We start from the raw sequence: 12002 nt of genomic DNA on the forward strand, positions 1-12002 counted from the left end.
TAGAAAGTTGTTGATAATTGATATAGAAATAGGAGCCCTAATATGAAGAAGATTTTTTATGGTATTGCATCGCTAATCCTAACAGTTACAATCTTGGTTGGTCTTGTTTTAAGCGTCAATATAGACTTGAACATAAAAATTAGAAAACAGATTTACAGATGGCTTCAGGACTACGAAATTGTTCAGGTCACACCGTCTATTTATTGGGTGGATAATGGTGGCATCACTGAAATTGAGCACAGTAAACAATTGATGTCCAGATATTTGGAAACTGGATTAACGTATGTCAATATTGACTGGATACTGGATTCTGCAACAACATACCATATAGATGAGACGATAAAGAAGATCGAGATTATTCGTAACAATGACTTGATTGAAATCAATGCAGGTGGAAACATTGCAGTAAATGGTGTGGCTCAAGAAGATAAAGTTGAATGGATTTCAGTTGATGGACTGAATTATCTTGCATATGAGCCGCTTACAAAAATAGATGTCTTGGATCGTTTTGGGATTGCTCAGCAATCCATTACGGAAAATGGAAACATTATTTTTGTTAATGAAAAGACGCCAATGGATACTTTTCAAGTAACAGAAGAAACACTTGTTTTTTCTACTGAAGAAAGTATACGTGACTATTACAAGTCGGTTCAAAATGATAGTTTCTATTATGGCATCAAGAATCTTTTTAATAAGCCAGAAGTTTTGGGTGATGCTCAAGGCCAAACAGTATGGGTTCAAAATATAGAAAACGACTTATATAAGGTCGTTGGTTCTGACAACTCGGTTGGATATGTTTCAATTGAAACCCCACAAGCGGTTGTCACTAGACCCGTAAATTATTTCCATGAGAATAGAAACCTAAGTTTAGAAGAACCCGTTTATCTTACATGGGAGGCAGTTTACAGTTATAATCCCGACCCTGAAAAAATACCGAATATGAGTGGGCTAAATGTCATATCCCCAACATGGTATGAACTCGTAGACAGTTCTGGGAATGTTTCTGAAAAGGTATCTCAAACGTATTTACAATGGGCAGAAGAACAAGGGTATCAGGTTTGGGCTTTGGTATCTAATGCATTTGATATTGACAGAACACATGCTTTTTTGCATGATTCAAAGGCTCGGCGAAAATTTATTGACTATATGGTAGATGAGGCGGTTACAAACGGATATCATGGTATTAACATTGATTTTGAAAATGTCTATATGGCAGATCGAGATGCACTCACACATTTTGTGAACGCATTTAAGGTGGCGGCCTATGCGAATAATCTTATTCTTTCAATGGATGTTACTGTGATGGGTGGGAGTGACAATTGGTCTAAGTGCTATGACCATCAGAAGCTAGGGCATATAGTTGACTATTTAATTGTTATGACGTATGATGAATTTTGGCAAAGTAGCCCAATAAGTGGGCCTGTTGCGTCTTTTGATTGGGTCAACAAGCACATGATTCAGCTTGCAAGTGTTGTTCAATCTGAAAAATTGGTATTGGGCCTTCCAACCTATACACGTGTTTGGCGGGAGAAGCCTTCAAACTCAAAGGCAAATGCAATGACAACGTCTGCAACAGCGATAGGCATGTCAGCACAAAATGCCTTAATTGAGAAATATGACTTGGAACTGATCTGGGACGATACGGATAGATTGTATTATGCAACCTTTTTTGAAGAAGATGCCCATGTAAAAATGTGGGTAGAAACTGCTGAAACCTTGTCCATTCGCGCGGATTTAGTCAATCAACTAAACTTAGGTGGTATTGCATTATGGCGTAGAGGTTTCGAGACCCAGGATGTTTGGGACGCTTTAAATAAAGTGATAAATTAGAGGTGACTATGCGGCAATATGGATTGGTGTATAATGGAAAAAAGGTATTTGCTTACTATGTGCTCTTAATTATTGGGCTCGCGCTGATTTTTGGTGGGATAATTTCGTTTTACAACCATCGTCAAACTGTAAATTTCAAATTATCTGACGAAGAGATTATAGAGCGGGCAAGAGATCTGGGGATGATTGAACTTAAAGAGCAATTAAATAATGGAGAAAAAGATGATTCGAGTCAATGAAATTAAATTTAGACTAGAGGAACCGCTTTCAAAAGAGGCGGTTCTTCGTAAATTAAGTGGAAAATTGAAAATTAAACCTGAAATGATTTTGTCATATCAAATTGTCAGAGAATCTGTGGATGCACGCAAGGGCATTCAATATACGTATACAATTGATGTTGCGGTTAAAAATGAAAAATATCTTTTGGATAAGAGTTTCGTATTAGCACCAAAACCGTTTGTACCAATTGATTTAAGAGAACCCTATTGTCATAAAAAAAATGAAGAAAAGAGCGACCGTCCCGTTGTAATTGGATTTGGTCCGGCAGGATTATTTGCTGCGTTACAACTTGCAAGAGCAGGCCTTAAGCCAATCGTTATTGAAAAAGGAGAGCCTGTAGAAATAAGAACTAAGACAGTTGATCGATTTTGGAGAGAAGGTGTTTTAAATCCCAACTCAAATGTACAGTTTGGAGAAGGCGGTGCAGGGACATTTTCAGATGGAAAACTCACAACGCGGATTAAAGATCCTAGAATTGAGTTTGTTATTTCCCAATTAATAGAGTTTGGTGCGCCAAATGAGATTTCTTATAAAAACAAGCCACATATTGGGACGGATGTTTTAAAAGGCGTTGTTCGGAATATTAGAAATCACATCTTGAGCTTGGGTGGGGAAATTAGGTTTAAAACAGAGGTTGTGGATATTATTATGGATTCACAATTGTCAGAGATAAAAGGGGTAAAATGTTCAGATGGAAATGATTTGGAAACCTCTCATGTTATTGCTGCAGTTGGACATAGTGCCCGGCAGTTTTATGAGATGTTGCTAAAAAACGGAATAAAAATGGAACGGAAACCTTTTGCTGTGGGGTTGCGAATAGAGCACCCACAGGAGATAATCAATTCCGCTCAATATGGGATGGCATATAAAAATCCAAAATTAGGTGCTGCAGAGTACAAATTGACGTATCAAACGTCTAAGGGAAGGAGCGTTTATTCATTTTGTATGTGTCCGGGAGGTGAAGTTGTAGGGGCAGCGTCTGAACTTGGTGGCTTGGTTGTTAATGGTATGAGCTATCAAAGTAGAAATTTACCCAATGCGAACAGTGCTTTGCTTGTAAATGTAATGCCAACGGATCTGGGGAGTGACCATGTCCTTGCGGGCATAGAATTTCAACGCAGTCTTGAAAAACGCGCCTTTGAAATGGGGGGCTCAAGCTATAAAGCACCCATACAATTGGTAGGTGATTTTTTAGGCGGTCCTACAGTTTGTGATTCTGTTAGCAAAGTGTATGGTGAGTGGGCAGAAGTAGAATTTGATGCGTTGAAACCATCACATAGATTTGGAACAAAACCTGTTGATTTAAAAGCCCTCTTGCCAAAATTTATCTGGGAAGCCATTGAAGAAGCTTTGCCAGAATTCAACAAAAAAATTAAAGGCTTTTCAGATCGAAGGGCTGTGCTTACAGGTGTTGAATCTAGAAGTTCATCCCCAGTTAGAATTATGAGAAATACCGAGTCTTTGGAATCGATTAGCTTAAAAGGATTTTTTCCTTCTGGAGAAGGCGCAGGATATTCCGGCGGCATAACATCATCTGCCGTGGATGGTTTAAAGTGTGCTGAAAAGGTGATTGAATCCCTGTTAATAAATTAACTTTTGTTGTTCGCATAGAAATAAATTTATATTATTGCACATCCTTCAAACATCTGTTACAATTTATTAAAATTTATAAGGCTACTAAAAATTTGTTAGCCTTATAATTTTTTTTGATAACTGACTATAAAACTAAAGAAGGAAGGTGCTTATGGAAAATTTAAATGGTAAGCAAAGAGACAATTGGGGATCTCGGTTAGGCTTTGTCATGGCAGCAGCTGGATCTGCTGTAGGCCTGGGGAACATCTGGAGATTTCCGTACACAACTGGAGAAAATGGTGGTAGCGCATTTATTATTATTTATTTGGTATTCGTTTTTGTTATTGGATTAAGTGTTATGACTGCAGAACTCGCCGTAGGTAGAAGAACCCAGTTGGCAGCAGTGGGTGCCTTTAAGAAATACTCAAACAGATGGACCTTTGCCGGTGTGCTTGGTGTAATCTCAGCATTCTTTATTATGGGCTTTTATCCTGTAGTAGGGGGCTGGGCGATGGCATATGTGGTAAAAACTTTCACTGGGCTATTAAGCAATGCCTCGGCAGTAGGCGATTCATTTGGCGCATTTATCTCAGCACCAATTGAGCCCCTCTTCTGGTTTATTCTTTTCCTTTTGGCCAATGTTGTAATTGTTATTAAAGGGATTTCAGGCGGAATTGAAAAAGCAGGCAAGATATTAATGCCAACATTATTTGTACTCTTTATCTTTTTAGCCATTAGAAGCGTTACGCTTGAGGGTGCAGGAGCTGGTTTAGAATTCCTCTTTAAACCAGATTTTTCAAAGGTAACAGGAGAGACATTTTTAGCTGCACTGGGACAAGCATTCTTCTCACTAAGTTTAGGTATGGGGTGTATGATCACATACGGAAGTTACTTAAGTAAAAAAGAAAATTTACCACAAAATGCTTTAATCGTCACAACGTTGGATACTGCTGTTGCGATTCTTGCAGGTATTGCAATCTTCCCAGCACTATTTGCATTTAATATGGAACCAGCTGCAGGACCTGGACTTGTATTTGTAGTTGTTCCTACTATTTTTGCTCAAATGGGTGCACTGGGCTATCTTTTTTCGGCCGTGTTCTTTGTTGCCTTAACAGTGGCAGCTTTAACGTCTTCAGTATCATTGCTTGAAGTTGTTGTATCATACCTTATTGATCAAAAAAATATGGAGAGAAAGCCAGCGGTTATTTTAACAGTTGTCATCATGGGTATTTTCGGAATTTTCGCTTCCTTGTCTATGGGTGTTTTAGGGGATGTAAAAATTCTAGGTGTTATCTTCTTTGATTTCTTAGATATTTTGACTGATAAAATTTTCTTGGCAATTGGCGGTATGCTTCTTGCAATATTTGTTGGATGGGTTGTTAAGAAAGAAGACTTACAGGATGAACTTACAAATAGCGGGACTGTTAAATTTGGACTTTTCAATGTTTGGTACAATTTGGTGAAATATGTAATTCCATTTGCTGTAGCTATTATTGCTGTAGCGGGAATTATATCTATTACAGAAACTGGTCTAATGCTGTTCGGCTTAGCCGTAATTGCAGTTTTGGTTCTGGTTTCAAAAAAATTATAGGATTAACGACATTTTATAAATGTCTAAGGCCAAGCAAATATGCTTGGCCTCTTTTTTATAATCTATATACCGTGATTTCTTCGCAATAATTACATTCATATTCGGCTTTGCCATTTGAAGACAAAAGTTTGAAAGTGGGAATGGCATAATCATCAGAATGCGTGATACATCTCGGGTTACTGCATTTAAGCCCTCCTGTAATGGTTTCAGGTATTTTAACGTGTACTTTTCGTGTTAAAGCATCATTGACAATGTAGTTAACCGTAATGCTTTGGCTGATTAGTCCTAAAAGCTCCAAGTTAACTGAAGACACATTTTCAATTTTTATGATATCTTTCTTACCAAGTACATTACTTTTAACATTCATAAGTAGGACCATGGGATCTTCCATATCTGAAAATAGAAGGCTAAAAACTTTTAACCCTTTTCCAGCTGGAATGTGATCAATAACAACGCCATTTTTAATACCATTAACCTCTAACATAGGGACCCACCTCCAAAAGTTTTGCCATTAATGCCATACGCACATACACACCCATTTCAGATTGTTCAAAATACACCGCTCTAGGATCATCATCCACGTCATAGGCAATTTCGTTGACTCGTGGAAGGGGATGCATTATAATCATATCTTTTTTTGCATTTTTGAGTTTGTCGCGTGTTAATTTAAAAGAGTTTTTTAACTTCAAATAATCGGCCTCATTAAAAAAGCGTTCTTTTTGGATGCGTGTCATATAAAACACATCTACTTCGCTGATAACATCTTCCATGTAAGGGGACTCAATGAAATCAACAGTGTACTTTTCAGTCAGTTGACGTTTTAAAGCAGAGGGTAGTTTTAATTCTTCCGGTGAAACAAGATAGAATCTTTTCGTACCAAATCTTGCCATTGTTCGAATCAGTGAATGCACGGTTCTGCCATATTTTAAATCTCCACAGAAAGCCATTGTGTGCCCTGTAATTTGGCCTTTAAATCGCTTAATTGTGATAAGATCCGTTAGTGTTTGAGTTGGATGTTGGTGTCCCCCATCACCGCCATTGATAATAGGTATTTTTGAATAGTTAGCTGCAACTTTAGGTGCACCTTCTTTGGGGTGACGCATAACCACAATATCCGCATAGTAATTCATTACGCGTATGGTGTCGGCCAAACTCTCCCCTTTTTTAGCGGACGTTGTATCCGCGTCTGAGAAACCAATTACATTACCGCCCATACGCATCATAGCACTGTCAAAACTAAATTTAGTTCTCGTGCTTGGTTCAAAGAATAGAGATGCCAAAATTTTGCCTTTACAGATTTCTGAATAGGCTTGGGGTGATTGGTAAATTTTTAGGCCTGTGTCCACCAATTCTTGAATTTCTTCAAGTGATAAATCTTCTGGTTCTACTAAGTGTCTCATTTTTCCTCCTTGTGATCTCTCTGAATCAGTTTAAAGTAAGAAATAAAAAAACCTTCGCCAAGCAGCAAAGGTTAGTGTTGAATACATCAACTAATTTTATTCCTTTTCAACCTCTCGGGTCAAATTAAAGGTATTCACTTGTCGGAGTAATCATAACATAGTGCAGAAAGATGGTCAATAAAAAACTGCTTGACACTCAAGAATTGCTATGATAGATTTAAGAAAATTAACAGCCTTTAATCAGGTACGAGAGACCTGCAAGGCAAAGAACTGTGAATCAGTGCGTTCTTTTACGTCTTGGCGGGTGCCAAGGCGTTTTTTTGTGGGAGGAAAAACATGAAAAAAATCTATACTGGTGGTTATGTTGTAGAACCTAAAACTGGGATTGAAGGGTATTATGACATTGTAGTAGAAGGTGAATGGATTACCGATATTATGCCGAGTGGAACTCTTTCAGAAGTTAATAAAGGTGTACATATTGACTTGTCTGAATTGACAGTAGTCCCTGGTTTTGTTGATCTTCATGTGCATTTAAGAGAGCCAGGACAAACCTACAAGGAAACCATGAAAACAGGGTCTTATGCTTGTGCCAAAGGCGGCTTTACAACGGTAGCATGTATGCCGAATACAATGCCTGTTATTGATTCCGTAGAGACCCTAGAGCGCTTAAAACAAATAATAAAAAAAGATGCTTGTATAGACGTCCTACCTATAACAGCCATTACCCATGCCATTGAAGGAAATATAGCAACCGATCACAAGCGTTTGTTGGATAATGGTGCCATGGCCTTGTCAGATGATGGTAAAACGCCAATGAACCCGGAGATTATGAGGGTCGCATTTAAAAATTCATATGAGAAAGATGCTTTGATAATTTCGCATTGTGAAGACCACACAATAACGTCAACGTATACAGATGAGATCTACCCTTTAGAGGCTGAGACAGATATTGTAATAAGAGACATTGAATTGTGTGATTCAGAAAACGGCCGGTTACATATTGCACATGTCAGTGGCAGAGAGTCCTTACAAGCTATAAAGTTGGCGAAAGAAAAAGGTGTTCGAGTGACTTGTGAGGTTACACCACATCATATGGCTCTAAATGACATAATCGTAGACGTCAAGCATCCAATGGCAAAGGTTAATCCACCAATACGGTCAGAAGATCATAGAAGGGCCATTATTCAGGGAATCAAAGAGGGGGTTGCCGATATTATTGCGACAGACCATGCGCCACATGATTTTGAAAGTAAGAACAAAAGTTACCAAGAAGCTGCCTACGGTATTAGTGGGGCAGAAACAGCGTTTTCAGTGGCCTATGAAACATTAGTTGTTAAAGAAAAATTGCCATTGATACATCTTATTGAAATGATGACGTCCAAGCCTGCTGAAATTGCCAGATTGAGAAAAATTGGATCGCTCCAGAAAGGTTATTATGCAAATTTTGCTGTCATTGACCTGGAAGCATCTTATAAAATCAACCCCGATACATTCGTGTCTAAAGGGAAAAATACGCCATTTACTGGTATGGACGTACATGGTATTGTTGTGCAAACACTCTATAGAGGGAGTACTGTTTATGAGAGGTGAAAATATGCTAATTGATCATTTGAACGCAAGAATAATAAAAGAAAAAAGTCCGATAGTTGTTGGCTTAGACCCCAGATGGGATTTAATCCCAGAAGCAATTAAACATGAAAATTTAAAGGCATATGGTGAAACGTTTAAAGCTGTTGCTGAAAGTATTCTTCACTTTAACAAGGGGATTATAGATGCTGTAATGGAATCTGCCTTTGTGTTTAAACCACAGATTGCATTCTATGAACAATATGGAATAGAGGGCATAGAAGCTTATTACAAGACATGTCAATATGTAAAAGAGGTTGGTGGAATTGTAATTGGGGATATTAAGCGAGGTGATATTGGTTCTACTTCGGAAGCATACGCGATTGCACATTTGGGTGAAACTACAATTGGGAATCGAAGTTTAAAGGCATTTGATTCTGATTTTGTAACCATTAACCCCTACTTGGGATCTGATTGTATTGCCCCATTTCTTAATCAATGTCAAACGCATGATAAAGGTGTGTTTGTTCTGGTTAAAACTTCCAACCCATCTTCAGGAGAACTACAAGATTTATTTGTAGGAAACACAAGAATATATGAGCGGATTGCAGATTGGGTTCATGGATGGAGTATCAAGACAACAGGGAACAGTGGTTATTCATCGGTTGGAGCGGTTGTGGGTGCAACATACCCTGAAGAATTGAAACGGCTTAGGGAAAAAATGCCAAATTCAATTTTTTTAGTACCTGGTTATGGTGCACAAGGCGGAGGTGCAAAAGATGTTGTAGAAGCATTTGATTCAAATGGGTTGGGCGCTTTGATTAACAATTCACGCGGGATATTATATGCCTACCGCAAAACCGGAGAAAATTATCAAATTGCTGCAAAAAAAGCAGCAAATGAAATGAAAGCATCCATAGTGTTAGAACTTGAACGGGTAGCCAAATAGGAGGACATATGTTTTTAGGGGTAGTTAAGGTAATTTGTAGCAAAGCATTATCAGAAGATATCTTTGAAGTACGTGTTGAAAGACCAAAAGAACTTGCGCATATTCAACCAGGACAGTTCTTCATGTTGACTGCAAACGCTTACTTGCTAAAAAGGCCTATTTCTGTAAGTGATTTTACCAGCACACAAATTGTATTTACAATTAGAGAAGTTGGTGAAGGGACAAAATCATTAATTGATTTACCTGAAATTCAGATTATGGGACCTTTAGGGCATGGATTTGAGGTAACAAAAGCGCACAATGTTCTCCTTATAGGTGGTGGAATTGGCGTTGCTCCTTTACTTCCCATAGCAAAAAAGTGCAAGGAAAATCAATCTAAAATATACAGTACTCTTGGTTTTAGAGGGGAACCCGTAATGGAAGAGGTGTTTGATTCCATTTCAGATTTTTTAGGAATTGTCTCTGAAACGAGTAATAAATATGAAAATGGTTATGTCACGTCGTTGGCTGACTTGGTACTTAGGTTAAACGAGATAGAGATGATCTATGCATGCGGGCCTAAAAAAATGATGGCTGAAGTTGCTAAGTTATCAGAAAAGTATGAAGTGCCAGCTCAGTTATTGCTTGAAGAAAAAATGGCGTGTGGCATTGGCGCTTGTTTAGGGTGCACGTGTAAGACAAAAGAGGGAGCGTTTGGATTCAAGCATTCAAAAGTATGTAAAGATGGGCCTATGTTTTGGGCAAGTGAGGTGATCTTTGATGTCTAATCTTAAAAAAACAATGGAAGTGGACTTGAATGGATTGACGCTTAAAAACCCAATTATAACAGCTTCTGGTACTTATGGATTTGGTCGAGAGTACGCTGAACTCATTGATTTAAATGAGTTGGGTGGAATTGCAGTAAAGGGGTTGACAAAAGAAGAAAGGAAGGGAAACGAAGGCAGACGATTGGTTGAAACCCCTATGGGATTAATTAATTCTGTAGGACTTCAAAATCCTGGCGTTAAATCTTTTATAGAAAATGAAATCCCTTTTTTAAGACAATTTGACCTTAAAATAATCGCAAATATAAATGGAAATACAATTGAAGAATACTGTGAAATGGCACGCATATTGGATCAAGAAGATGTGGATTCGATTGAACTAAATATTTCATGTCCGAATGTAAAAAATGGGGGGCTTGCATTTGGTACGGATTCAGAAATGGTGGCTCGCGTCGTGACATGTGTTAGAGCAGCTACTGGAAAACACCTAATTGTTAAATTGTCTCCAAATGTAACAGACATTAAACCCATAGCGCTTGCGGCGGAGAAGTCTGGGGCAGATTGCTTATCTTTGGTAAATACATTTTCTGGTATGGCCATTGATATTCATAACAGAAAACCTTTTTTAAAAAGAGGAATTGGTGGCGTTTCTGGCCCTGCAATTAAACCAATGGCACTTAAGATGACATACGATGCTGTGAAATCAGTCAATATACCGGTAATTGGAATGGGTGGTATATCAACTTATGAAGATGCAATAGAATTTATACTTGCAGGTGCTCACGCGGTCGCAATTGGGACGGCAAATTTCTATAACCCTGAAGCTCCCTTGACTATAAAAAAGGGGATTGAATCATACATGAATCAATATAATATACAGGACATTAATGAACTTATTGGTAATTTAGACACTTAATGGACCAGCTCTGTTATGACCATTTGCTTAACGGTTTTAGGGTTAAATCGATGATAATTAAAGATTACATTTAAAACGTATCCACCACCGAAAGCGTTTACGATTGTCCCGATACCATAAGAGCCTCCTAAGAAAATACCAACTAAGACGACAGTAACTTCTATAATCGGACGAATTACACTGACGCTTTTTCCTGTGTATTTTACCAAGCCAACGAGAAGTCCATCTCTAGGGCCTGCTCCGAGGCCACAACTTAGGTAGATATAAACGCCATAGTTAAATAAGAACATGCCAATAAATAAGAAGGCAAGTTTGGTCACGAGAAGTTCTGGCACAAAAAAAAGTCCAGTTTTATCCAATAAATCTACAATTATACCAATTAAGAGCATGTTTAAGATCGTTCCAATTCCAGGATATATTTTAATCAGTAAGGATAAAAGAATTATTATAAGTCCTGTCAATTGTGTTGCTTGTCCGAATGAGATAGGGGATATTCTGGAAATGCCTTGGTGAAATGTACCCCATGGGTTGGTTCCCAAATCAGCGTAAAGTGAAAAATTTATACCGATAGCGATGACTGTAAATCCCAACACTAGTTTTGGAAGTTTCAGTATAGACGCTTTAATTAATTGTGTGTTCAAGTAAGCCTCCTAACAATATGTTTCGAGTGACTAAATATAACATAACATAAAAACGCTTCATTATATAGAGAAAAATATCGAGTATTTTGTTAAAATTCTGAATACTCTTTTTTGTTTTTTAAGGGTTGACTTGTTAAAGTGAGGGTGTTATTATCTTAAAGCACCATACGTTTCCAAGTAAACTTCTTGTAAAAATGATGTGAAAAAAGTTTGGTTAAGACGTGTAAAACATCTTGACATTGAAAATGAATGGTGGTATTATAAATGAGTCGCCGCAACACATATGAGGCGATTGTGTTTTTAAAAGAGAACCTTGAAAATTGAACAGCTTAAATGAAAAAAACCAAACGCAATTCAGTTGAGGGAAACTTCAAAAGAAAAGTGATAACGGGTTTCGAAAGAAACCAAAACAAAGTTAGCAACAAAATGAGTCAAAACTTTTAATTAAGAGTTTGATCCTGGCTCAGGATGAACGCTGGCGGCGTGCCTAACAC

The 12002-nt window shown here is 37.9% G+C and carries 11 protein-coding genes; 8 read left to right on the forward strand and 3 right to left on the reverse strand.

The features are described 5' to 3' along the window. Positions 1-42 precede the first annotated feature (42 nt). The 4 genes from JOC49_RS06835 (at position 43) to JOC49_RS06850 (ending at position 5272) form a co-directional block, all read left to right on the forward strand. A complete protein-coding gene (locus tag JOC49_RS06835; RefSeq protein WP_204663720.1) occupies positions 43-1830 on the forward strand; it encodes a glycosyl hydrolase family 18 protein in 1788 nt (595 codons plus the stop codon). A gap of 8 nt (positions 1831-1838) precedes the next feature. After that, positions 1839-2069: a hypothetical protein gene (locus JOC49_RS06840; protein ID WP_204663722.1), complete on the forward strand. Its 231-nt coding sequence runs from the start codon at positions 1839-1841 to the stop codon at positions 2067-2069. Further along, positions 2053-3702, forward strand: a complete 1650-nt coding sequence (locus tag JOC49_RS06845; protein WP_204663724.1) for an NAD(P)/FAD-dependent oxidoreductase — start codon at positions 2053-2055, stop codon at positions 3700-3702. The genes JOC49_RS06840 and JOC49_RS06845 overlap by 17 nt, the downstream gene beginning before the upstream one ends. 151 nt (positions 3703-3853) lie before the next feature. Then, entirely contained in the window at positions 3854-5272 is a 1419-nt protein-coding gene (locus tag JOC49_RS06850) for a sodium-dependent transporter (protein ID WP_204663726.1), read from the forward strand. Between the two features lie 55 nt (positions 5273-5327). Here the strand turns inward: JOC49_RS06850 and JOC49_RS06855 are convergent, their stop codons facing one another. After that, a complete protein-coding gene (locus JOC49_RS06855; RefSeq protein WP_204663728.1) occupies positions 5328-5756 on the reverse strand; it encodes an aspartate carbamoyltransferase regulatory subunit in 429 nt (142 codons plus the stop codon). After that, a complete protein-coding gene (gene pyrB, locus JOC49_RS06860) occupies positions 5743-6672 on the reverse strand; it encodes an aspartate carbamoyltransferase (RefSeq protein ID WP_204663729.1) in 930 nt (309 codons plus the stop codon). The genes JOC49_RS06855 and pyrB overlap by 14 nt, the downstream gene beginning before the upstream one ends. A gap of 336 nt (positions 6673-7008) precedes the next feature. Here pyrB and JOC49_RS06865 point away from each other — a divergent pair, with 336 nt between their 5' ends. From JOC49_RS06865 to JOC49_RS06880, 4 genes are read left to right on the forward strand one after another with little or no spacing between them, the layout of a single operon-like run. Beyond that, entirely contained in the window at positions 7009-8262 is a 1254-nt protein-coding gene (locus tag JOC49_RS06865; protein WP_204663731.1) for a dihydroorotase, read from the forward strand. After that, entirely contained in the window at positions 8252-9187 is a 936-nt protein-coding gene (gene pyrF, locus JOC49_RS06870; RefSeq protein ID WP_204663733.1) for an orotidine-5'-phosphate decarboxylase, read from the forward strand. Before JOC49_RS06865 ends, pyrF begins: the two co-directional genes overlap by 11 nt. Positions 9188-9195: 8 nt before the next feature. After that, a complete protein-coding gene (locus tag JOC49_RS06875; RefSeq protein ID WP_204663735.1) occupies positions 9196-9954 on the forward strand; it encodes a dihydroorotate dehydrogenase electron transfer subunit in 759 nt (252 codons plus the stop codon). Continuing rightward, on the forward strand, positions 9947-10867 hold the full coding sequence (locus JOC49_RS06880; protein WP_204663737.1) for a dihydroorotate dehydrogenase: 921 nt from the start codon (positions 9947-9949) through the stop codon (positions 10865-10867). Before JOC49_RS06875 ends, JOC49_RS06880 begins: the two co-directional genes overlap by 8 nt. Here the strand turns inward: JOC49_RS06880 and JOC49_RS06885 are convergent. Next, positions 10864-11508, reverse strand: a complete 645-nt coding sequence (locus tag JOC49_RS06885) for a YczE/YyaS/YitT family protein (protein WP_204663739.1) — start codon at positions 11506-11508, stop codon at positions 10864-10866. The two genes, JOC49_RS06880 and JOC49_RS06885, sit on opposite strands and share 4 nt — an antisense overlap. Positions 11509-12002 lie beyond the last annotated feature (494 nt).

It is taken from the genome of Fusibacter tunisiensis (assembly GCF_016908355.1).
GTDB classification, from domain to species: Bacteria; Bacillota; Clostridia; order Peptostreptococcales; family Acidaminobacteraceae; genus Fusibacter_D; species Fusibacter_D tunisiensis.